Origin of the sequence: Amycolatopsis thermophila (assembly GCF_030814215.1) — a bacterium.
Classification (GTDB): domain Bacteria; phylum Actinomycetota; class Actinomycetes; order Mycobacteriales; family Pseudonocardiaceae; genus Amycolatopsis_E; species Amycolatopsis_E thermophila.
On record NZ_JAUSUT010000001.1, the window covers coordinates 5,376,076 to 5,397,140 of the forward strand.

Below are 21,065 nucleotides of genomic sequence, written 5' to 3' on the forward strand. Positions count from 1 at the left end.
GACGTGGCGGTGCGGCGCCGCCACCGGCGACGTGGCCCCGCCCCCTGGGGATTCACGCACGACCGCGGGCCACCTCGAGCGGATCTACACCAAGACGGCGGCCGTCCTCCCGCGCGGCGGCTGCCCGCGGCTGCCCGACCTGGTCGAGCGCTACTTCGTCGGTCCGATCCGCTTCACCCCAAGCACCTGGACGCGTGGATCGGCGAGGAGCCGGCCACGACGTTCAGCTACTGAGCCGCGGCGCCCGCGGCGTCGAAGGTCATGTCGGTCGTGTCCATCAGCAGCGCGGCGGCCGCCTGACGGGCGAGCGCCGACTCGTGCAGCGCCGCGGTGGCGGCCAGGGCGCGCAGCACCGGGCGGGGCACGTGCCGCGGTGGCCGTCCCCCGGTGCCGAGCTCACCCTGGACCTCGGCCGCGAGTTCGTTCATCGTGCGGTTCGCCGCCCCCGCGACGTGCAGGATCCGCCCGCGCTGGGCGGGGTCGGTCGCGGCGGCCGTGACGGCCGCCGCGACGTCGGCGACGGGCACGAAGCCGACCGGGTTGTCCCCGCGGCCGAACACCACCGGCCGTCCGGACCGGCCCGCGGTCTGCCGCAGCAGGTCGAGGTACAGCTCGGTGAACGCGCAGGCCCGCACGATCGTCCAGGGGACGCCGCTGGAGAGCAGGTGCGCTTCGGCGGCGGCCTTCATCCGGAACAGCTCCACCGGGTGGCCGGGCGCCGCCCCGGCGATGGAGGTCAGGACGAACGCGGCGCCGGCCCGCCGGGCCGCCTCGATCAGGTTGACGTTGCCGTCCCGGTCGACCGAGGCCGGGGTGACCCGGCCCGGCCCGGCGAACCCGTGGACCGCGGAGACCACGACCGTCGCGCCGGCGGTGGCGGCGTCGAGCCCGCGGGGGTCGCGGACGTCGCCCCGCACCACCTCGGCCGGCAGCTCCGCCAGGTGCCCGGCCCGGGCGGGGTCGCGGGTGAGCACGCGGACCGGCCGGCCGGCCGCGGCCAGCCGGCGGACCACGAGCGTGCCGAGACGGCCGGTCCCTCCCGCGACGAGGATCATCGCCCGGCTCCCGCCGTTCCGGCCGGCGCGGGAGCCGCCCCGACGGCCAGCAGGAACTGCGAGATGTCGACGACGTCCCAGTGCTCGGCCAGACGGCCGTCGCGCAGCCGGTGGACGTCGACCCCGCGGGCGGTGACCGGCTTCCCGGTCGGCGGGAACCCGAACCACTCGCCGACGTGGGCGCCCTCGTTGCGCCACATCACCGCGACGGTGTCCCCTTCGGCCACCACGTGCTCGACGGTGAAGCGCGGGGCGAAGGCGGCGCGGATCATGCTCACCCGCTGCTTGAGCCCGTCCAGTCCCTGTGCCTGGCCCGGGAACGGGTAGTGCTCGACGTGGTCCGGGCACGTGATCTCGTCCAGCACCTCCAGCCTGCCCTCGTTGCCGGCCTCCTGGTAGAGCCGCAGCACCGTCCGCTTGTTCTGGTCCGTTGTCTCCGACATCGGGCTCACCTCCGGGATTCGAGCGGTCCCGACGAGCATCACCCCGGCGCCCGGCCTGGCACCATGAAACGAGGTCACCGTTCGGGTCACCGTTTCGGGCACAGCGGAAGGCGGCGATCGTGACCGACGACGAACTGGGCGCGGTGCTGCGAAGGCTGCGCGCGGCCTCCGGGCTGACCCAGGAGGAGCTGGCCGCGCGTGCCCGCGTCAGCGCCCGGACGGTCAGCGACATCGAACGCGGCCTGCGGACGCTGGTGCACCGCGACACCGCCCGGCGCCTGGCCTCGGCGCTCGCGCTCGGCGACCACGACCGGACCCGGTTCGAGGCGCTCGCCCGGCGAGCCGGACCGGTACCTGCGCCACCCGTGCTGCCGGCGCCCCCCACCGGGCTGGTCGGCCGGGAGCGGGAGCTGGCCGAGGTCACCAGCCGGCTGGCCGACCCGGCCGTGCGGTTGCTGACACTGACCGGGGCCGGGGGCATCGGCAAGACCCGGCTGGCGCTGGAAGCCGCCGCCCGGGTGGCCCCGCACTTCGGTGACGGCGTGTGCTTCGTCCCGCTCGGCGAGCTGACCGACGCCGCACTGGTCGCCTCGGAACTGGCCAAGACGATCGGCGTGGTCGAAACCGGCCCGGACCTGACCGGACGGCTCGTCGGCCACCTGGCCGGCCGGCGGACGCTGATCGTGCTGGACACCTTCGAGCACCTCGTCCCGGCCGTGCCGCTGGTCTACGCCCTGACGCGCGGCTGCGCGCGGACCACGTTCCTGGTCACCAGCCGCAGCGCGCTCAGGCTGCGTGGCGAGCGGGAATTCCCCGTGCCGCCCCTCGCCGTGCCGCCGGGCGGCGGCGCGGTCACCCCGGGCGAGGTCACCCGCTGGCCGGCGACGGCCCTGTTCTGGCAGCGCGCCCGCGCCGTCCGGCCCGACCTCGTGCTCGACGCCGAGACGGCCGCACTGGTGGCCGCCATCTGCCGGAAGCTGGACGGGCTCCCGCTGGCCGTCGAACTCGCCGCGGCGCGGGTCAAGCACCTGCCGCTCGCCGCGATCCCCGCGCAGCTGGAGCACCGGTTGCACCTGCTGGTGGGCGGGCCGCGCGACGTGCCGGGGCGGCAGCGGGCGATCCGCGACACGGTCGCCTGGAGCCACGACCTGCTCGCCCCGCGGGAGCGGACGCTGTTGCGGCGGGTGTCGGTGTTCGCGGGCGGGTGGGACCTCGACGCCACCGCGCCGGTGACCGGCTGCGGCCCCGCCGAGGCGCTTCCCGCCGTCAGCGCGCTGGTCGACCAGAGCCTGGTCGCACTCGTACCGGGCCGCCGCGAACCGCGGTACGACATGCTGGACGTGGTGCGCGAATACGCGGCGGACCGCCTCGCCGACGCGGGCGAGACGGCCGGGGTGCGACGGCGGCACGCGCTGCACTACCTGGCGGTGGCCGAGTCCGCGGAGCCGCACCTGGTGCGCACGGGCCACGAGGAGTGGTTCCGGCGCCTGGACACCGATCGCGGGAACCTCCGGCGCGGCATGGCGTGGGCCGTCGAGGCCGGCGAGACCGAACCGGCCCTGCGGTACACCGTGGCGCTCTGGCGTTACTGGCGGCAGCTCGGCGAGTTCGCCGAAGGGCGCCGCTGGGCGGAGGCCGCACTGGCGGTCCCCGGGCCGTCGCCGCCGTCCCTGCGCGCGAAGGCGCTGTGCGCGGCGTCGGCGCTGGCGTTCCCCCAGGGCGACCACGGCCGGATGGCCGAGCTCGCTGCGGAGGCCCTCGATCTGGCTCACCGCAGCGACGATCCGCTCGACCTCCGCAACGTGCTGACGATCAAGGGGATGGTCGCGATGTGGCGGGGCGACTACGCGCGGGCGCTTCCGCCCTACACGCGTTCGGTCGAGATCTGCCGCGGCCTCGGGACGAGCTGGCAGCTGGCCACCTCCCACCTGAACCTGGGCACGGCGCTCCTGCACACCGGCCGGATCGACGACGCCGCCCGCGCGTTCGAGGAGGCGCTGCGGGTGTACCGCGAGCTGGGCGACGACGTGTTCGCCGCCCGCGTGCTCAACCACGTGGCGCACGCGGCGCTCGCGCGTGACGACCTCGCCCGGGCGGACCGGCTGGCGCGCCAGGCGCTCGCGGGCGCCGTCGAGCAGGGCGAGCGGCAGGGGATGGCCGAGGCCCTGGAGACGCTGGCCGCGCTCGCGGCACGGCGCGACCAAGGCGAGCGAGCGGCCGAGCTCGCCGGCGCCGCGACCACGATCCGCGACGCCATCGCGGCGCGGGCCGCGCCGTTCGACAGCGCGATCACCGGTCCGATCATCGACGCCGCCCGGCGCCGGACCGACCCCGCAACGTGGTCCCGGGCCTGGACGCGCGGCCGCGATTCCGGCGACGACTTGGCGAGGGCCCGCGAGGAGGCGACGTCCCCGGCGGGACAGGTTCGACCGTCCACTTGAGCCGCACGGCCTGAGCGGAACCCGGTGCCCGGCGCGGCTTCGCCGGGTGCGATGCACCGCGGCGGCTGCGAGTGCCCCGCAGGGCGCGGCCGCCGAGGCGGCCTGGGCCGGGTGGTTTCGGGGGTGTCGCCGGGGTGGTCGGGCCGCTGGGTGCGGTGGCGGCCTGCCGCTCCACTGGGCTGCTGGGTCGGTCCTGGGTGGCTGCGGTACCAAGCGGCGGGCCGCTATGCAGGCCCCGCACGTGTGCGTCGTCGCGCGGCGGGCCTCAGCACGCGCCGGGTCCGGTCGGTCGCTCCGGTCCGCTCCCGACGGTCAGGCGTTGCGCGCGCGGAACGTGCGCCGGTAGGTGTCGGGCGGCACGCCGACCGTCCGGTTGAAGTGCCGGCGCAGCGTCGTCGCGGTGCCCATTCCGGTGGCGGCCGCGATGGCCTCGACGCTGTCGCCGGTCTTCTCCAGCAGTTCCTGGGCCCGCCGGATCCGCTGGGTCAGCAGCCACTGCAACGGCGTGGTGCCGGTCGCCGCCTTGAAGTGGCGGCCCAGGTGGCGTGAGCTGACCCGCGCCTGCCGCGCCAGGTCCTGCACGGTCAGCGGCTGGTCGAGCCGCGCGAGGATCCACGGGAACAGGTCCGCGAGCGGGTGGTCGCCGCGGGCGGGGACCGGGGTGGTGACGAACTGGGCCTGCCCGCCGTCCCGGTGCGGCGGCACCACGAGCCGGCGCGCGGCGGCGTTGGCGACCGATGAGCCGTGGTCGAGGCGGATCAGGTGCAGGCACAGGTCCAGCGCGGCGGCCTTCCCGGCGGAGGTGAGCACGCTGCCGTTGTCCACGTAGAGCACGTCCGGGTCGACCTCCACCCGCGGGTAGCGCTCGGCCAGGACGCCGGTGTGCGCCCAGTGCGTGGTCGCGCGCTTGCCGTCCAGCAGCCCGGCCGCGGCCAGCACGAACGCGCCGGTGCACAGCGACACCACCCGCGCGCCCGCGTCGTGGGCCTCCCGCACCGCGCCGACCAGGTCGGCGGGCGGGTCCCGGTCGACGTCGGCCCAGCCCGGGACGATCACCGTGCCGGCCCGCCGGAGCCGGTCGAGCCCGTCGTCGGGTTCCAGCCGGAACCGGCCGGCGCGCACGGCCTCCCGCCCGCACACGACGAGGTCGTACCACGGAACCGTCACGCCGGCCGGCGGGGACCCGAACACCTCGCAGGCCAGGGACAGCTCGAACTGCAGCATCCCGTCGGTGACGGCCAGCGCGACGGAACCCATGTCCGGAATTGTACGGGTCATGGCGTTCCGGACACTCGCGGCGCCGGTGCGCGCCCGGCCATGATGTCCGCAGTTGATCGGGTCGAGCGCAGGGAGAGCCCATGGGTACGGGGCAGACGGTGGCGGTGTTCGGGGCCTACGGGCACACCGGCCGGTTCGTGGTGGCCGAGCTGCGGGAGCGCGGGTTCGTCCCGGTCCTGTCCGGGCGGGACGCCGCCAAGCTGGACGCGCTCGCCGCGTCCCAGCCGGGGCTCGAGGCCCGGCCGGCGTCGGTCGGGGACCCGGATTCGCTCGACCGCGCACTGGCCGGTGCCGCGGCGGTGATCAACTGCGCCGGGCCGTTCGCCACGACGGCCGCCCCGGTGATCGAGGCGGCCCTGCGCGCCGGTATCCCGTACGTGGACGTGGCGGCCGAGATCGAGGCCAATGTGGACACGTTCACGCACTTCGCCGACCGCGCCCGCGCGGCGGGGGCGGTGATCGTGCCGGCGATGGCGTTCTTCGGCGGCCTCGGCGACCTGCTGGCCACCGCGGCGATGGGCGACTGGACGGCGGCCGACGAGGCGCACATCGCGTACGGGCTGAGCAGCTGGCACCCCACCGACGGGACGCGCGCCTCGGGCGCGGTCTCGGGGGAGCGGCGCGACGGCCGGCGCGTCCGCTACACCAACGGGCAGCTGGAGTACCGCAGCGACGAGGAGCCCGTCCTGGAGTGGACCTTCCCGGACCCGATGGGCACCCGGACGGTCATCGGCGAGTTCACCATGGCCGACGTCGTCACCCTCCCCAGTCATCTGGCGATTCCCGAGGTGTGCACCTACATGGCGGTCGAGGCGGCCCGGGACCTGGCCGCCCCCGGCACCCCGGCCCCCACGGCGGCCGACGAGCGCGGCCGGTCCGCGCAGACCTTCGTCGTCGACGTCGTCGTCCGCGCGGGCGGCCACGAACGGCGCGCGGTGGCCCGCGGCCGGGACATCTACGCCATCACCGCACCGCTCGCGGTGGAAGCCGTGCACCGCATCCTCACCGGCCGGACCAGGACGGCCGGCGTCGCCTCCGCCGGGGAGATCTTCGACGCGGCCGGCTTCCTCCGCGCACTGTCGGAGCACCTCTCGGTGGAGCTCCCCGTGCCGGTTCACGCGGACGGCGTCGCGTCCTGAGGCACGAACGCCAGGGGTACCGACCGGGTGCCCCACTCCGCACACCGTGCCATGAGGATCTCGCCCGCGACGGAGAAGTCCGCCGTCGCCGCGAGGAGTTCCTCGAGCGTGATCACCAGCATCAGGCGGGCCAGTGGTGCACCCGGGCACGCGTGGATCCCGGCGCCGAACGGGATGGCCTCGCGCAGGTTCTCCCGGTCCAGCACGAAGTTCTCGCCGTCGGGGAACACCGCCTCGTCGCCGTTGGCCGAGGTGTACGCGAGCGTCGGTGGCCAGGTGGGCGAGCATCGTGCCGATGAACACGCTCGGCGCTGATCTTCTGGGCCGCGCGCGGCCTGCTGACCGTGTCGCGCCAGGGCCGGACGACGGCCTACGGGATCCCGCCGCGTACGTCCGAGGTGATCGGAGAGCGCACCTACCGCATGCTGACGTTCGGCTCGACCGCGCCGAAGTGGACGGTCGTCGCCTTTTCCGTCCCCGAGCAGGACCGGACGTTGCGGAACAACCTGCGGTCGCGGCCGCTGCGGTTCGCGGCGCTGTACGACGGGGTGTGGGTGTCGCCGCACGACCTGGGGGAGGAGGCGCTGGGCGTGGTGCGGGAGCTGGGCATCACGACGGCGACCGTGCTGCGGTCGGCCGAGGTGCCCGGCACGCCGGCCGCGGGCACGCCGGCGGCGGCGTTCGACCTGGAGCCGCTGGCGGAGGAGTACCGCGAGTTCGCCGACCGGTACGAGCCGTTGCTGCAGAGTCTCGACGACGGGCTCATCGGGCCGAAGCAGGCCCTGCGGACGCGGACCGAGCTGCGGGTGGACTGGCGGCACTTCCCGGAGACCGACCCGGACCTGCCGGCCGAGCTGCTGCCGCGCGGCTGGGACCGGGCGCGGGCGCAGCGGGTGTTCGTGCAGATCTACGACCGGCTGGGCCCGCTCGCCGAGATCCGGTTCCGGCAGATCCTGGGTCGGTGTCGCCGGAGCTGGCCGAGCACGCCTCCCACCACGACTCCGCGACCGTCACGGAGCTCTTCGAGACGCTCGGAGAGCGCCGCGCCCACGGCGACACGCCCTTCGAGCAAGCCGCCGCGGCGCGGCGCATCGCGGAGGCCTCGCGCGGCCGCGGCTAGCCGTCACCCTCAGGGTGGCCCGTCCGGGTGAATCATCGCTGGACGCGCCGGAGGGCATCAGGCCCGACGGCGATCTGCGCGCCGCGGCGCCCACGTCATGATCGTCACCGCGTTGACCGGCGCGTGCGGCGCGAGGCCGTGACCAGGCTTGACGTGCGTCCCGGCACTCCCGCGGCCAGGCCCTCGCCACGACGGGCCCGCTCCGGACGGACCCCCGGGAACGAGCGTGTCGGAATTTGACCCATTCAAGACAAGCCTCTAGGGTCGTCCCCGTGATGTCGGACTTCGAGGCGCAGCTGCGGGCGGTCTCGTTGCGCGTGACACGGCCCCGGCTGGCCGTGCTCGCCGCGCTGCGCGACCATCCGCACGTCGACACCGAAACGGTGATCGCGCTCGTGCGGGCCGACCACCCGACCGTGTCCCACCAGGCGGTCTACGACGTCCTGCGGGCGCTCACCGAGGCCGGCCTGGTGCGGCGCATCCAGCCCGCCGGCGCGACCGCCCGCTACGAGTCCCGGGTGGGTGACAACCACCACCACGTCGTGTGCCGTTCGTGCGGTGCGATCGCCGATGTCGACTGCACCGTCGGGCACGCTCCCTGTCTCACCGCCTCGGATGACCACGGTTACGTGATCGACGAGGCGGAGGTCGTCTTTTGGGGCACCTGCCCCGACTGCTCGGCCGTCGCAGTTCCCCAGGAAACCGCCAGCTCGGAAGGCAAGTAGATGAGCGACACCCAGGACAACACCCCCTCGAGCGCGCAGGGGGTGGACAAGAAGGCGGCGGCCGGGTGCCCGGTCGCGCACGACTCGGTGACCTCGCACGGCAGCGAGAGCGAGAACCCGGCGATCGACTCGCCGACCCCGAAGACGGGCGGCCGTCCGCGCTCCAACCGCGACTGGTGGCCCAACCAGCTCGACCTGTCGGTGCTGCACGCGCACGACTCGAAGAGCAACCCGCTGGGCAAGGACTTCAGCTACGCCAAGGAGTTCGCCAAGCTCGACGTCGACGCCCTCAAGCGCGACATCGAGCAGGTGCTCACCACCTCGCAGGACTGGTGGCCCGCCGACTTCGGCCACTACGGCGGCCTGATGATCCGCATGAGCTGGCACGCCGCGGGCACCTACCGCATCCACGACGGCCGCGGCGGTGCCGGTGACGGCGCCCAGCGCTTCGCGCCGCTGAACAGCTGGCCCGACAACGCCAACCTCGACAAGGCGCGCCGCCTGCTGTGGCCGGTCAAGCAGAAGTACGGCCAGAAGATCTCCTGGGCCGACCTGCTGGTGCTGGCCGGCAACGTGGCCCTGGAGTCGATGGGCTTCAAGACCTTCGGCTTCGGCTTCGGCCGCGAGGACACCTGGGAGCCCGAGGAGGTCTACTGGGGCCCCGAGGACGACTGGCTGGGCGACGAGCGTTACGTCACCGACTCGGAGATGGTGCCCGAACTCGGCGCCACCGAGATGGGCCTGATCTACGTCAACCCCGAGGGTCCCCGCGGCAGCGCGGACTTCATGGCGGCGGCGCACTTCATCCGCGAGACGTTCGGCCGCATGGCGATGAACGACGAGGAGACCGTCGCGCTGATCGCCGGTGGCCACACCTTCGGCAAGACCCACGGCGCCGGCGTCGCCGACGACCACGTGGGCCCCGAGCCGGAGGGCGCCCCGCTGGAGGCGCAGGGCCTCGGCTGGCTGAGCACGCACGGCAGCGGCAAGGGCCCGGACACGATCACCAGTGGCCTCGAGGTGACGTGGACCGACAAGCCGACCGAGTGGAGCAACCGCTTCTTCGAGATCCTGTTCGGTTACGAGTGGGAGCTCACCACGAGCCCCGGCGGCGGCAAGCAGTACGTCGCCAAGGACGCGCCGGAGATCATCCCGGACCCGTACGACCCGAACAAGAAGCACAAGCCGACCATGCTCACCACGGACCTGGCGCTGCGTTTCGACCCGGTGTACGGGCCGATCTCGCGCCGGTTCCTGGAGAACCCGGACGAGTTCGCGCTCGCGTTCGCCAAGGCCTGGTACAAGCTGTTGCACCGCGACATGGGCCCGGTCAGCCGCTTCCTGGGCCCGTGGGTCCCGGAGCCGCAGCTGTGGCAGGACCCGGTGCCGGCCGTCGACCACGAGCTCGTCGGTGACGCCGACATCGCCGCCCTCAAGGCGAAGGTGCTCGAGTCCGGTCTGACGGTCGAGCAGCTGGTCACCACGGCGTGGGCGTCGGCCGCGAGCTTCCGGTCCACCGACAAGCGCGGTGGCGCCAACGGTGCGCGGATCCGCCTGGAGCCGCAGCGCAACTGGGAGGTCAACCAGCCGGAGAAGCTGGCGCCCGTCCTGGACAAGCTCGAGGCCATCCAGCGCGAGTTCAACGAGGCCGGTGGCGCGAAGATCTCGCTGGCCGACCTGATCGTGCTGGCCGGCTCGGCCGCCGTCGAGAAGGCCGCGCGCGACGCGGGCGTCGAGGTGACCGTGCCGTTCCACCCCGGCCGCACCGACGCCAGCCAGGAGCAGACCGACGTCGAGTCGTTCAAGGTCCTGGAGCCGCGCGCCGACGGGTTCCGCAACTACCTCAGGGCCGGCGAGAAGCTCCAGCCCGAGGTGCTGCTGGTCGACCGCGCCTACATGCTGAACCTGACCGCGCCGGAGATGACCGTCCTGGTCGGTGGCCTGCGCTCGCTCGGCGCCAACCACGGCGGCACTCGGCACGGTGTGCTGACCGACCGTCCGGGCGTGCTCACCAACGACTTCTTCGCCAACCTGCTGTCGCCGGGCACCCGGTGGAAGGCGTCGGAGTCCGAGGAGAACGTGTACGAGATCCGCGACGCGGCGACCGACGAGCTGAAGTGGACCGCCACCGCGGTCGACCTCATCTTCGGCTCGAACTCGCAGCTGCGGGCCCTCGCGGAGGTCTACGCCAGCGACGACGCGCGCGAGAAGTTCGTCGGCGACTTCGTCAAGGCCTGGACCAAGGTCATGGAGCTCGACCGGTTCGACCTCGCCTGATCCCGTTGTGCCGGAGGAGCCCGGCCGGTCCCTCGCGGACCGGCCGGGCTCGTCCCGTTGGTGGCCTTACCGCGGTCAGAACGCCTGGGGAGCGGATTCCCGGACGCGCGGGAGGACGTGTTCGGCGAAGCGGCGCATCTCCGTTTCGAAGGGCTGGAACTGCAGCATGAACGTCTCGATCCCGAGGCCGGTCCACTCCCGGATCCGGCGGGCCACGGTGTCGTAGCTGCCGACGAGCCCGGCCGCGGTGCCGCCGTTGGTGCCGATGTGCGGGTACTTCGCGAAGGTCTGGAACATGACCGCCTTCGGGTCGGCGTCGGCGACCAGCGCCTCCCAGCGGGCCTTGCCCGCCTCGGCCAGTTCCCACAGCGCGGCCAGCTCCGCTTCGGCCTCGGCGTCGGTCTCGCGGGCGACCACGAACGCCGACAGTCCGAACCGGACGCCCGGCCCGGTGCCCGGCCGGGCGGCGACGTCGGCGATGAGGCGTTCCACCTCGCGGCGCGGCTGGCCGTTGAGGAACCACACGTCGGCGGTGTCGGCGACCAGCGCGCGGGCCGGTTCCGACTCGCCGCCGACGTAGAGCGCGGGACGGGTGCGGGTCCGGGAGACCGGGCGCAGCTGGTAGTCCTCGACGTGGAAGTACTTGCCGTGGAAGGAAACCCGCTCCCCGGTGAGGAGCCCGCGTACGACGGTGATCCATTCCCGGCCGTAGGCGTAGCGTTCGTCGTGCTCGGCGAAGGGGATCCCGGCGCGGTGGAGTTCGGGTTTGAACCAGGCGTTGACCAGGTTCAGCCCGAACCGGCCACCGCTGATCTCCTCGATCTGCAGTGCCTGCTTGGCCAGGACCACGGGGTGCACGAGGTAGGGTTTGATCGCGGCGATGATCTCGATCCGGTCGGTCAGCGCCGCGAGCGCCGCCGCCGAGGTCCAGGTCTCGAGCTGGTCGAGCTCGTCGCCGAACGGGTTGACGACGTGCTGCGCGATCAGCGTCGAATCGAACCCGAGCCGGTCCGCCTCGACCACGAGCCGCTTGTTGCGTTCCCAGCTCGCGTCCACCGGGTCGTCCGGGTGGCCGAACGGACCCCACGAGCCGTAGACGACGGCCCACACCCCGAACCGCGGGCGAATTCCACCAGGCACGACAGCTCCTTGCCTCGACGCGACGATCACGGCCACTGTCCCGGCCGGGATCGGCGGCGGGCAACCGGTCCCACCGGGTGGGCACAGCCGGTGGGACCGGTTGCCCGGCGGTGGCCGGCCCGGTGTGCCGTCGAAGGCGGTGGTGCGGATCGGGACGGGTGTCGGCGGGGCGCTCGGGGCGTGCTCGCGTCGCTGCCGGCCATCCCGGCGCGGTGGGACTTCGGGTGGCCGCCGCTCACCGGTCCGCGGTGGGGTCGCCGAGCAGGCGGCGCAGTTCGGGGAGGACGGTGTCGAGGTCCTTGGTGGTCCGCACGACCACGATGCTGGTGTCCCCGGCCCCGGCGGGCGCGGCGGTGAACAGGTCGAGCACCCCGGTCATGGCGGTGTCGAACTCGGTCTCGGGGTCGCCGGTGAGGCCGCGCAGCCACCGGCGCAGGACGTGGTTGTGGGCGGTGACCACGGCGGCGGCCATGAGTTCGGCGCGCAGGGCGGTGTCCTCGCCGCCGCCGAGCCAGTTGTGCAGGAACTCGCGGAAGAGCCGTTGGTACTGCTGGGTTCCGGCGATTTCGCGGTCGCGCAGGGCGGGGACCGTGCGCGTGAGCCGGTAGCGGGCCAGCGCCTGCTCGCCTTCGGCGAGGTAGTGACGCAGCACCAGGCGGGCGGCCTCGGTGACCGCCACCAGCGCGGTCCGGTGCGTGGACCCGCGCAGGCGGGCGTCGATGGCGGCCAGGAGCACGTCGTGGTCGGGGAAGATGACGTCTTCCTTCGACCGGAACGTGCGGAAGAACGTGGTGCGGCCGACGCCGGCGCGTTCGGTGATGTCGTCGACGGTCGTGGCGTCGTAGCCGCGTTCCTCGAACAGGGCGAACGCGGCGTCGATCAGCCGGTCCTTGGCCGGTTTCTCGGGCATCGGTCTCCTTCGCGCGACTGCGGCCAGCCTAGAGGTGTGGTGCCGCTCATACCGCCTTCCCGCGCCTTCAGCTACTCCTCGGTACTCAGTACCGTCATGATGGTATCGAGTTCCGAGGAGGGTGCTGACGTGGAACGTGTCGGGGTCGTGGGATGCGGCCAGATGGGTGCGGGAATCGCCGAGGTGTGCGCCCGCGCCGGGCTGGACGTGATCGCCGTCGAGTCGAGCCCGGCGGCGGCCGAGGCGGGGCGCCGGCGGCTGGAGGCGTCGCTGGCCCGGGCCGAGCGCAAGGGCAAGGTCGCGTCGGCGGCCGAGGTGCTGGAGCGGATCCGGATCAGCGAGAGCCTGAACGATCTGGCCGACCGCAGCCTGGTGATCGAGGCGATCGTCGAGAACGAGCGGGTCAAGGCCGAGCTGTTCGCCGCGCTGGACGAGATCGTGTCCGCGCCGGACGCGATCCTGGCGTCCAACACCTCGTCGATCCCGATCATGAAGCTGGGCACGGTCACCCACCGGCCGGCGCAGGTGCTGGGGATCCACTTCTTCAACCCGGTCCCGGTGCTGCCGCTGGTCGAGCTGGTGCCGAGCCTGCTGACGGCGGAGGAGACCGTGGGGCGGGCGCGGGCGTTCGCGCAGGACGTGCTGGGCAAGCACGCGATCCGCTGCCAGGACCGGGCCGGGTTCGTGGTCAACGCGCTGCTGATCCCGTTCATCCTCGCCGCCATCCGCATGCTCGAGTCCGGCTTCGCGACCCGCGAGGACATCGACGAGGGCCTGGTCCGGGGTGCGGCGCACCCGCAGGGGCCGCTCGCGCTGGCCGATCTGATCGGGCTGGACACCACGAAGGCCGTCGCGGAGTCGCTGTACGAGGAGTTCAAGGAGCCGCTGTACGCCCCGCCGCCCCTGCTGGCCCGGATGGTCGAGGGGGGCCTGCTGGGCCGCAAGAGCGGCCGTGGCTTCTACACCTATTCCTGAGAGGACGCGAGATGTCGTTCGACCTGTTCACCACCACCGAGGACCACGAAGCGATCCGCGAGGCGGCCCGCACCCTGGCCGAGGAGCGCATCGCCCCGTACGCGGCCGAGGTCGACGAGCGGGAGGAGTTCCCGAAGGCCGCCTACGACGCGCTGGTCGCATCGGACTTCCACGCCCCGCACGTGCCCGAGGCCTACGGCGGCGCCGGTGCCGACGCGCTCGCGACCTGCATCGTCATCGAGGAGGTCGCCCGGGTCTGCGCGTCGTCGTCGTTGATCCCGGCGGTCAACAAGCTCGGCAGCCTGCCGCTGATCCTGGCCGCGGACGAGGAGGTCAAGAAGAAGTACCTGCCGCCGCTGGCGTCCGGCGAGGCGGGGTTCTCCTACGCGCTGTCCGAACGCGACGCCGGCTCGGACACCGCGTCGATGCGGTGTCGCGCCACCGCCGACGGTGACGACTGGGTCCTCAACGGACAGAAGTCGTGGATCAGCAACGCCGGGTTCTCCGAGTTCTACACGGTTCTCGCCGTGACCGATCCGGACGCGCCGCGGGGGAGGAACGTGAGCGCGTTCGTCGTGGAGAAGTCCGATCCGGGTTTCTCGTTCGGGGCCAAGGAGCGCAAGCTCGGCATCAAGGGCTCACCGACCCGGGAACTGCTGTTCGACAACGCCCGCATCCCCGGCGACCGGCTCGTCGGCAAGCCGGGGGAGGGGCTCAAGATCGCGCTGCGGACCCTGGACCACACGCGCGTGACGATCGCCGCGCAGGCCGTCGGCATCGCCCGGGGCGCGCTCGACCACGCGCTGGCGTACGTGCGCGAGCGCAAGCAGTTCGGCAAGCACATCGCGGACTTCCAGGGCATCCAGTTCATGCTCGCGGACATGGCGATGGCCGTGGAATCCGCGCGCCAGATGGTGTACGTGGCCGCGGCGAAGTCCGAACGCGACGATCCCGACCTGTCCTTCTTCGGTGCCGCCGCGAAGTGCCAGGCCTCCGACGTGGCGATGCGCGTGACGACCGACGCGGTCCAGCTCCTCGGCGGCTACGGCTACACCCGGGACTTCCCGCTGGAGCGCATGATGCGCGACGCCAAGATCACCCAGATCTACGAGGGCACCAACCAGATCCAGCGCGTCGTCATGGCACGCCACCTGCTGCGCACCTGACGCGGGAGGTGGCGCGGGTCGCCGAGGCCCGCCCCGGCCGGCCGGGGCGGGCAAGACGATCACCTGCCGACGCCGGCCGCGTCCGCACGCGTCATCTCCTCGGCGATGGCCGCCGCGAAGGTGTCCACGTCCGTTTCGGTGGTGTCGAACGAGCACATCCACCGGACCTCGCCGGTGCGCTCGTCCCAGGTGTGGAACCGGAACCGCGTCCGCAGCCGCGCGGTGACCTCCCGCGGCAGCCTCGCGAAGACGGCGTTCGCCTGCACCGGCCGGGTGATCTCGACGCCGGGTACCGCGGTGACGGCGGTCGCCAGCCGGGCCGCCATCGCGTTCGCGTGGCGGGCGTTGCGCAGCCACAGGTCGCCCTCCAGCAGCGCGACGAGCTGCGCCGAGACGAACCGCATCTTGGACGCCAGCTGGAGCGCGGCCTTGCGCAGGTACTCCACGCCCCGCACGGCGCCCGGGTCGAGCACCACGATCGCCTCGCCGAGCATCAGGCCGTTCTTGGTGCCGCCGAAGGACAGCACGTCCACCCCGGCGTCCGTGGTGAAGGTGCGCAGCGGCCGGCCGAGCGCCGCGGCCGCGTTGGCCAGCCGCGCGCCGTCCACGTGCACGAGCATCCCGCGCTCGTGCGCCGCCGTCGCGATCGCCGCGATCTCCTCGGCGGTGTAGAGGGTGCCGAACTCGGTGCTCTGCGTCAGCGACACGACCCTGGGCTGGGCGTGGTGGTGGTCGCCGAAGCCCCACGCGTGCCGGTCGAGCAGGTCCGGCGTCAGCTTGCCGTCCGGGGTGGGCACCGGGATCAGCTTCAGTCCGGCCACCTTCTCGGGCGCGCCGCACTCGTCGACGTTGATGTGCGCGGTCTCCGGGCAGACCACCGCGCTCCACCGGTCGCACATCGCCTGCAGCCCGACCACGTTGGCGCCGCTGCCGTTGAAGACCGGGTAGACCTCGGCGTGTTCGCCGAAGTGGTCCTTGATCAGCTCACCCAACCGGGCGGTGTGGACGTCCTCGCCGTAGGCCGGCTGGTGCCCTTCGTTGGCGGCGGCCAGCGCCGCCATGACCTCCGGGTGCACCGAGGCGTTGTTGTCGCTGGCGAAACCCCTCACTCGTCCTCCTCGCTCAGCAACGGGAAGACGCCGTTGTCGTCGTGGACCTCCCCACCGGTGAGCGGCGGGTTGAACACGCAGACCGCGCGGAACTCGGTGTGCGCGCGCAGGGTGTGCCGTTCGTGTCCGTCCACGAGGTACATCATGCCCGGTTCCAGGTGGTGCTTCGCCCCGGTCTCGTCGTCGACCAGCTCACCCCGGCCCTCGATGACGTAGACGGCCTCGATGTGGTTGGCGTACCACATCTTGATCTCGGCGCCCGCGTGCACGACGGTGTCGTTCACCGAAAAGCCGGCCTTCTCCCGGGCGAGCACCAGGCGGCGGCTGGTCCACGTGGGACCCCGCACCTCACGCTCGGTGCCGATGACGTCTTCCAGCGAACGGACGATCATGAACCAGGTTTCCTTTCGATGCGCAGGGACGCCTTCGATCATGACTCCCGCTGCGACACCGCGGACAGTGGCAGAAACGACCGCTGTCGCTAAAATCGTGCCACAATCACCCCGCGCGACGTGCCCACCTCGCCGAGCTGGTGGACGCCTCGGCGCCGGCGTAGCGGCTCCGGTCAGCGCAGGACCTCGTAGCGCAGGTGGGTGACGCCGGGGGTGGGGACGGCCTCGACCAGGCGGAGGCGGATGTGCGCGGGGAGTTCCCGGAAGTACGGGCGCCCCGCGCCGAGCAGGACCGGGACCTGGTGCAACACGACCTCGTCGACCAGGTCCGCCTTGAGCGCCTCGGTGACCACGCCGCCGCCCTGGAGGCCGACGTCCTTGCCGCCGGCGGCCTCCACGGCCGCCGCGATCGCGTCGGCGATCCCGGTGGTGACCAGCGTCTGGCGCGGTGACCGCTCGGCCGTCGGCGCCGGCCGGTGGCTCAGGACGACCAGCCGTGCGGCCGGGTGCGGACTGCCGCCGTCGAACTCTCCGGAGTCGTCGTAGGTGGTGCGGCCGGAGACGATCGCGCCGACGCGGCTCGCGAGGTCGTCGAAGACGCGGGCACTGGGCTCGCTGAGTGTGAACCCGTCGAAGACCCGGCTCGGCGTGTCCCCGTCGAAGTACCAGTCGAAGAGGAACCCGGCGTCGCCGAGCCCGCGCCCGGGAGCCGGGTCGCGGCCGGTGATGTAGCCGTCCACCGAGACGGCCAGTGCGCTGAAGACCTTGCTCATGTCCGCGACCCTTCGGTGGGTTCCTTCAGGAGACTCCAAGACGGTAACAGGCTGAGTTCCTTCAGGGAACCCCAATGCTAGGCTGCCGTCATGCAGCGCACGGACTTCGGCAGGATGGCGTGCTCGATCGCGCGCACGCTCGACGTCATCGGGGAGCCGTGGTCGCCGCTGGTCCTGCGCGACGTGTGGGTCGGGCTCACCCGGTTCGAGCAGCTCCAGGCCGACCTGGGGATCTCGCGCAAGGTCCTGGCCGAGCGGCTGAACCACCTCGTCGAGCACGGCGTGCTGGAGCGCCGCCCCTACGACCGGCGGCCGCGCTACGAGTACGTGCTGACGCAGAAGGGCGCCGAACTGGTCGACCTGCTCATGGTCATGGCCGGCTGGGGGGACAAATGGCTCGCGGGCGAAGCGGGCCCGCCGGTGCTCTACCGGCACCACGCGTGCGGCGAGATCAGCGGTGTCGACCTGCGCTGCACCCGCTGCGGCGAGCCGATGCACGCCTCCGACGTCGACCCGCTGCCCGGACCTGGCGCGGCCGCCTGAGCGAGGCGCCCCTCGATCTCGTCGCGATCGACGTCCTCCCGGTTCCGACCCCGGCGGTCACACGCCCAGGGCGCCCAGGACCAGGGCGGTCACGGCGGCGCGGTGCCCGGGGCTGTCCTGCCACCGCAGCCGGCGGCCGGCCTCGACCACCACGCCGAACCCGGCGTGCACCAGCACGCGGGCCTGACGCGAGTCGAGTTCGGGTCGGGCCGCTCGAAGGTGCTGCTCCCACACCGCGATGTGCTCGCGCTGCGCGGCGATCAGCGGCCGACGCAGGGCGGCCGGCAGGCCGACGACCTCGGCGTTCGCCACGGTGGTCAGCGCGTTGTGCTCGAAGCTGTACGCCACGTAGGTCGCCGTCAGCGCGGCCACGGCCTCGCGCGGGTCGGTCACCCCGCGCAGGTTGTGCTCCACCGCCTGGGCCAACAGCCCCGCCGTCTGCAGGCACGCCGCCGCCAGGATGTCGGCCTTGCCGGGGAAGTAGCGGTAGAGCGCGGAGGGGACCAGCCCCACGGCCTCGGCGATCCGGCCGTTGGTGACCGTGGCGAACCCGTCGCGTTCGAACAGCGGGATGGCGGCCGCGAGGATCTGCGAGCGCCGGGTCCGCGGGACGGGCCGGGCGGGCAGTTCGACCACGCGTGCGTTGCCGCGGGCCGTGGGGTCGGCCTGGACGGCACCGACGGCGGAGGCCTGCAACAGGTCCTCCACCCGGCGCTGCGCGATCGAGGTGTGGTGCATCGTGATGGACCCGATCGCGCCGAGGGCCGCCACGGCCCGCAGGTGCTCGCCGGGGAGGGGGTGCTCGCGCCGCACCGCCTCCGCCACCCGCTCGACGACCTGCGCGAACTTGCCCTTGAGCACGCGGCGGTCCGCGCGGTCGAGGTACCGGGCCTCCCACCGGTACACGCCGCCGGACGCGCGGTGGGCGACGGTCACGCGGGTGACCGCTGCGAGAACGTCCGCGAGGGCCGCGTGCGGGGGGACCTCGTCGAGCGCGGCGACGAGCCGGTCGGCCATGACGTTCGCGCACGCGGTGAACAGCGCGTACTTGTTCGGGAAGTGCCGGTACAGCGCGGCCGCGGTGATGCCCACGCCGGCGGCGATCTCCTCCATCGACGCCGCGTGGTACCCGCGCTCGCTGAACACCCGGCCGGCCGCCTCCACGATCAGCTGCTTGCGGTTGCGCGGCCGCACGGCCGCGCCCGGCTCGGCGGTCACCGCGGCACCCCGGCGGGCGTACGCGCGAACTGGGCCATACGCGCCAGTCAACCACGAGGCGGACCGCGCCCCGGGCCGAACCGCCACCGGACCACTTGCCACCAGCGGGTCCACCTCGATATGTTAACGAGAAATCTCCTCGTCGAACTCGTCCTCCGTTCCCGATGTCCCGGACGAAACCGCATCTCCTGCCTCTCGAGGAAGCGAGGTAAGTGAATGAGCAGTCTCAACAGAAGAAGCGCGCTGTCGCTCGGTGTCGCACTGGGTCTGGCCGGGGTGGCCGGCGCCGCCCCGGCGTGGGCGTGGTCGCCGGCGGGCTCCGTCGCCGGCACCGGCACGGGCACCGACCCGTGGTGGGTGTGGGACGACGAGGTGGACGCCCTGATGGCGGGAATCCTCGACACCGGCCAGGTTCCGGCGGTCAACACCGCGCTGCGGTCGTGGGTGGACAACGGCGACCCCCTGCCCGGCGGCCTGCCCGCCGGCCTGGCCACCTACCTCCAGCGGGTCGACCAGCTGCCGTCCTGGGCCGACCGGGCCAAGCTGCGCCGCGCCGCGGACTTCAACCGGCGCAAGGACACCTACCTGTTCATGCTCTACGGCCTGGGCAGCGGCATCATGAGCACGGTGATCCCACGGGAGGCCAGGGCGGTCTACTGGTCGGCGGGCGGCGCCGACATGAAGGACCGCGCGGCCAAGACGTTCACCTTCGGCTACGACCTGAGCGACCTCAACGCGTTCGAACCCGGTGGCCAGTTCGTGGTCAGCGCCACCAAGACGCGCCTGGTGCACGCCGCGGTGCGTCACCTGCTGCCGCAGTCGCCGCACTGGCAGGCGGCCGCCGACGAGCAGATCCCGATCAGCAACGGTGACATCCTGATCACCTTCCACAGCCTCGGCACCTTCGTGCACCGCAAGCTGATCGAGTGGAAGGTCCCCCTGTCGGCCGCGGACGAGGACGCCTTCCTGCACCTGTGGCAGGTCGCGATCCACCTGCTCGGCGTGCGCGACGAGTTCATCCCGAAGACGTGGGCCGACGCGGACGCGCAGTCCACGCAGGTGCTCACCCCGCTGCTCGCCCCGACCGCCGAGGGCAAGGAGCTGGCCGAGGACCTGCTCGGGCTGACCGCCCAGGCCGACCTGGGGGTCACCCGCGGGTTCCTCAACGAGTTCGTCCGCTACGTGCTCAGCGACGAGGTCGGCGACTGGCTCGGGCTGCGGCGCGACTACGCGGCGGCGGCCCTGATCCGCGCCGGGTGGCCGGCGTACATCGCGTTCCGGGAGGGGCTGCTGCCCGTCGCACCCGCGGGGTTCTTCATGTTCGACCAGTTCATCCGCGCGCTCGCGATGCTGTTCCTGAACAACGCGACCTCCCCGACGACCACCCCCATCACGATCCCCACCGGCAACCGGCCCGGAACCTGAACCGCCCGCGCGGTTCCCGGCCCGGGACGGCGGCGTCACACCGTCCCGAGTGGACGGTACGGCGCGGGCACCCACCGGGCCTCACCGCCACGGAACAGGATCCGCCCGAGGCCCGGGAAGGGCAGGTGCGCGGCGCCGACCGCCCAAGGTCGGGACCGGATGTCGGCCAGCAGGCGCAGCCGGGCGTCGCGAGCGCCGGGCCGGTCGCTGTCGATGTCCATGGTCACGTGCGGGGCGCGCAGCTGAACCGCGTGGCAGTGCATGGTGTCGCCCCAGAACAGCACCTCGTCGCCGGCGAGGAAGCCGCTGTGGCCGGGGGTGTGACCGTGCAGGTCGACCGCGGTCACCCCCGCCACCGGCTGCTCGCCGTAGGCGAAGGTGGACAACCGGCCCTCGGCCCGGTAGGGCGCCAGCGCTGTGCCGGCCCACGAGTGGATCTGTGCCTGCACGCCTTCGGCGCTCGCCGCGACGGCGTCGTCGAGCCAGTATCCGGCGTCCGGCTCCGACACGTGCACCGTCGCGGACGGGAACGCCGGGCTCCCGTCCGCGGTGACGAGGCCGAACACGTGGTCGGGGTGCAGGTGCGTGATCAGGACGTCGTCGACCTGCTCGGGAGTGACCCCGGCGGCCCGGAGGTTGCCGAGCAGATGACCGCTGCCCGGCCCGAGGGACGTGCCGGCCCCCGCGTCGACGAGGACGGTGCGCCCGGCGGACCGGAACAGGAAGGTGTTCACCGCCGTCTGCGGGTCGCCCTCCGGGGGGAGGAAGCCGTCGGCGAGCAGTTCGGTGATCCGCTCCGGTGACTCGTCGTGCATGTCGGCGGCGTAGATGGGCAGGGCGCCGTCGTAGACGGTCGTCACGGTGAGGGCGCCGATCTGGGTGTGCGCGAAGCCGGGGGCCTGCGCCGGTGCTGCGGGAGTGCTCATGATGTCTGCG

General features: G+C 73.0%; 19 protein-coding genes and 1 pseudogene. 9 read left to right on the plus strand and 11 right to left on the minus strand.

The genetic code is table 11. The annotated features are described in order from the left end of the window. Positions 1–227: 227 nt before the first annotated feature. Positions 228–1,055 carry an SDR family oxidoreductase gene (locus FB470_RS26380; protein ID WP_306995860.1) on the minus strand — a complete coding sequence of 276 codons (828 nt, stop codon included), beginning with the start codon at positions 1,053–1,055 and terminating at the stop codon, positions 228–230. Then, complete coding sequence (locus FB470_RS26385; RefSeq protein WP_306995861.1) at positions 1,052–1,498, minus strand: ester cyclase; 447 nt, start codon at positions 1,496–1,498, stop codon at positions 1,052–1,054. Before FB470_RS26385 ends, FB470_RS26380 begins: the two co-directional genes overlap by 4 nt. A 119-nt stretch (positions 1,499–1,617) precedes the next feature. Between FB470_RS26385 and FB470_RS26390 the strand changes: the two genes are divergently transcribed. Then, positions 1,618–3,939, plus strand: coding sequence for an ATP-binding protein (locus tag FB470_RS26390; RefSeq protein WP_306995863.1), 2,322 nt, complete (start codon positions 1,618–1,620; stop codon positions 3,937–3,939). 312 nt (positions 3,940–4,251) lie between these two features. Here the strand turns inward: FB470_RS26390 and FB470_RS26395 are convergent, their stop codons facing one another. After that, the gene (locus FB470_RS26395) at positions 4,252–5,196 is read right to left on the minus strand and encodes a helix-turn-helix domain-containing protein (RefSeq protein WP_306995865.1); all 945 of its coding nucleotides are present in this window, start codon (positions 5,194–5,196) and stop codon (positions 4,252–4,254) included. A gap of 101 nt (positions 5,197–5,297) precedes the next feature. Here FB470_RS26395 and FB470_RS26400 point away from each other — a divergent pair, with 101 nt between their 5' ends. Further along, positions 5,298–6,356, plus strand: coding sequence for a saccharopine dehydrogenase family protein (locus FB470_RS26400; protein WP_306995867.1), 1,059 nt, complete (start codon positions 5,298–5,300; stop codon positions 6,354–6,356). Here the strand turns inward: FB470_RS26400 and FB470_RS26405 are convergent. Further along, a complete protein-coding gene (locus tag FB470_RS26405) occupies positions 6,332–6,712 on the minus strand; it encodes a cytochrome P450 (RefSeq protein WP_306999488.1) in 381 nt (126 codons plus the stop codon). The two genes, FB470_RS26400 and FB470_RS26405, sit on opposite strands and share 25 nt — an antisense overlap. Here FB470_RS26405 and FB470_RS26410 point away from each other — a divergent pair. The 3 genes and pseudogenes from FB470_RS26410 (at position 6,668) to katG (ending at position 10,478) form a co-directional block, all read left to right on the plus strand. Further along, positions 6,668–7,476, plus strand: a pseudogene (locus FB470_RS26410) (PaaX family transcriptional regulator). The gene FB470_RS26405 and the pseudogene FB470_RS26410 sit on opposite strands and share 45 nt — an antisense overlap. Positions 7,477–7,751: 275 nt before the next feature. Then, positions 7,752–8,201 carry a Fur family transcriptional regulator gene (locus FB470_RS26415; RefSeq protein ID WP_306999489.1) on the plus strand — a complete coding sequence of 150 codons (450 nt, stop codon included), beginning with the start codon at positions 7,752–7,754 and terminating at the stop codon, positions 8,199–8,201. Then, positions 8,202–10,478: a catalase/peroxidase HPI gene (gene katG / locus FB470_RS26420; protein ID WP_306995869.1), complete on the plus strand. Its 2,277-nt coding sequence runs from the start codon at positions 8,202–8,204 to the stop codon at positions 10,476–10,478. A 75-nt stretch (positions 10,479–10,553) separates the two neighbouring features. On the opposite strand, the gene FB470_RS26425 is transcribed toward katG, so the two are convergent. Together FB470_RS26425 and FB470_RS26430 are read right to left on the minus strand one after the other, a co-directional pair. Continuing rightward, positions 10,554–11,618, minus strand: coding sequence for an LLM class flavin-dependent oxidoreductase (locus tag FB470_RS26425; RefSeq protein WP_306995871.1), 1,065 nt, complete (start codon positions 11,616–11,618; stop codon positions 10,554–10,556). Positions 11,619–11,853: 235 nt separating this feature from the next. Then, positions 11,854–12,528, minus strand: a complete 675-nt coding sequence (locus tag FB470_RS26430; protein WP_306995873.1) for a TetR/AcrR family transcriptional regulator — start codon at positions 12,526–12,528, stop codon at positions 11,854–11,856. Positions 12,529–12,627: 99 nt separating this feature from the next. On the opposite strand from FB470_RS26430, the gene FB470_RS26435 reads away from it, so the two are divergent. Together FB470_RS26435 and FB470_RS26440 are read left to right on the plus strand one after the other, a co-directional pair. Then, a complete protein-coding gene (locus FB470_RS26435; protein WP_306999491.1) occupies positions 12,628–13,503 on the plus strand; it encodes a 3-hydroxybutyryl-CoA dehydrogenase in 876 nt (291 codons plus the stop codon). Positions 13,504–13,514: 11 nt separating this feature from the next. Continuing rightward, positions 13,515–14,669, plus strand: coding sequence for an acyl-CoA dehydrogenase family protein (locus tag FB470_RS26440; protein WP_306995876.1), 1,155 nt, complete (start codon positions 13,515–13,517; stop codon positions 14,667–14,669). Between the two features lie 59 nt (positions 14,670–14,728). Here FB470_RS26440 and FB470_RS26445 read toward each other — a convergent pair whose 3' ends face one another. The 3 genes from FB470_RS26445 to FB470_RS26455 form a co-directional block, all read right to left on the minus strand. Next, positions 14,729–15,778 carry a threonine aldolase family protein gene (locus FB470_RS26445; protein ID WP_306995878.1) on the minus strand — a complete coding sequence of 350 codons (1,050 nt, stop codon included), beginning with the start codon at positions 15,776–15,778 and terminating at the stop codon, positions 14,729–14,731. After that, on the minus strand, positions 15,775–16,170 hold the full coding sequence (locus FB470_RS26450; protein ID WP_306995880.1) for an ectoine synthase: 396 nt from the start codon (positions 16,168–16,170) through the stop codon (positions 15,775–15,777). Before FB470_RS26450 ends, FB470_RS26445 begins: the two co-directional genes overlap by 4 nt. 173 nt (positions 16,171–16,343) lie before the next feature. Further along, the gene (locus FB470_RS26455; RefSeq protein ID WP_306995882.1) at positions 16,344–16,943 is read right to left on the minus strand and encodes a dihydrofolate reductase family protein; all 600 of its coding nucleotides are present in this window, start codon (positions 16,941–16,943) and stop codon (positions 16,344–16,346) included. A 90-nt stretch (positions 16,944–17,033) separates the two neighbouring features. Between FB470_RS26455 and FB470_RS26460 the strand changes: the two genes are divergently transcribed. Further along, on the plus strand, positions 17,034–17,486 hold the full coding sequence (locus FB470_RS26460; protein ID WP_306995884.1) for a winged helix-turn-helix transcriptional regulator: 453 nt from the start codon (positions 17,034–17,036) through the stop codon (positions 17,484–17,486). A 57-nt stretch (positions 17,487–17,543) separates the two neighbouring features. Here FB470_RS26460 and FB470_RS26465 read toward each other — a convergent pair whose 3' ends face one another. Then, positions 17,544–18,704, minus strand: coding sequence for a TetR/AcrR family transcriptional regulator (locus FB470_RS26465; protein WP_306995886.1), 1,161 nt, complete (start codon positions 18,702–18,704; stop codon positions 17,544–17,546). Between the two features lie 216 nt (positions 18,705–18,920). Here FB470_RS26465 and FB470_RS26470 point away from each other — a divergent pair, with 216 nt between their 5' ends. Next, positions 18,921–20,129, plus strand: a complete 1,209-nt coding sequence (locus FB470_RS26470) for an oxygenase MpaB family protein (protein ID WP_306995889.1) — start codon at positions 18,921–18,923, stop codon at positions 20,127–20,129. 35 nt (positions 20,130–20,164) lie between these two features. Here the strand turns inward: FB470_RS26470 and FB470_RS26475 are convergent, their stop codons facing one another. Continuing rightward, on the minus strand, positions 20,165–21,055 hold the full coding sequence (locus FB470_RS26475; RefSeq protein ID WP_306995892.1) for an MBL fold metallo-hydrolase: 891 nt from the start codon (positions 21,053–21,055) through the stop codon (positions 20,165–20,167). Positions 21,056–21,065 lie beyond the last annotated feature (10 nt).

Excerpts from the sequence above, each read along its gene's own strand:
- FB470_RS26470 (WP_306995889.1), top strand. The coding sequence starts at position 18,921 with ATGAGCAGTCTCAACAGAAGAAGCGCGCTGTCGCTCGGTGTCGCACTG.
- FB470_RS26435 (WP_306999491.1), top strand. The coding sequence starts at position 12,628 with ATGGTATCGAGTTCCGAGGAGGGTGCTGACGTGGAACGTGTCGGGGTC.
- FB470_RS26460 (WP_306995884.1), top strand. The coding sequence starts at position 17,034 with ATGCAGCGCACGGACTTCGGCAGGATGGCGTGCTCGATCGCGCGCACG.
- FB470_RS26415 (WP_306999489.1), top strand. The coding sequence starts at position 7,752 with ATGTCGGACTTCGAGGCGCAGCTGCGGGCGGTCTCGTTGCGCGTGACA.
- FB470_RS26450 (WP_306995880.1), bottom strand. The coding sequence starts at position 16,170 with ATGATCGTCCGTTCGCTGGAAGACGTCATCGGCACCGAGCGTGAGGTG.
- FB470_RS26385 (WP_306995861.1), bottom strand. The coding sequence starts at position 1,498 with ATGTCGGAGACAACGGACCAGAACAAGCGGACGGTGCTGCGGCTCTAC.
- FB470_RS26380 (WP_306995860.1), bottom strand. The coding sequence starts at position 1,055 with ATGATCCTCGTCGCGGGAGGGACCGGCCGTCTCGGCACGCTCGTGGTC.
- katG (WP_306995869.1), top strand. The coding sequence starts at position 8,202 with ATGAGCGACACCCAGGACAACACCCCCTCGAGCGCGCAGGGGGTGGAC.
- FB470_RS26440 (WP_306995876.1), top strand. The coding sequence starts at position 13,515 with ATGTCGTTCGACCTGTTCACCACCACCGAGGACCACGAAGCGATCCGC.
- FB470_RS26400 (WP_306995867.1), top strand. The coding sequence starts at position 5,298 with ATGGGTACGGGGCAGACGGTGGCGGTGTTCGGGGCCTACGGGCACACC.
- FB470_RS26455 (WP_306995882.1), bottom strand. The coding sequence starts at position 16,943 with ATGAGCAAGGTCTTCAGCGCACTGGCCGTCTCGGTGGACGGCTACATC.
- FB470_RS26395 (WP_306995865.1), bottom strand. The coding sequence starts at position 5,196 with ATGGGTTCCGTCGCGCTGGCCGTCACCGACGGGATGCTGCAGTTCGAG.
- FB470_RS26430 (WP_306995873.1), bottom strand. The coding sequence starts at position 12,528 with ATGCCCGAGAAACCGGCCAAGGACCGGCTGATCGACGCCGCGTTCGCC.
- FB470_RS26475 (WP_306995892.1), bottom strand. The coding sequence starts at position 21,055 with ATGAGCACTCCCGCAGCACCGGCGCAGGCCCCCGGCTTCGCGCACACC.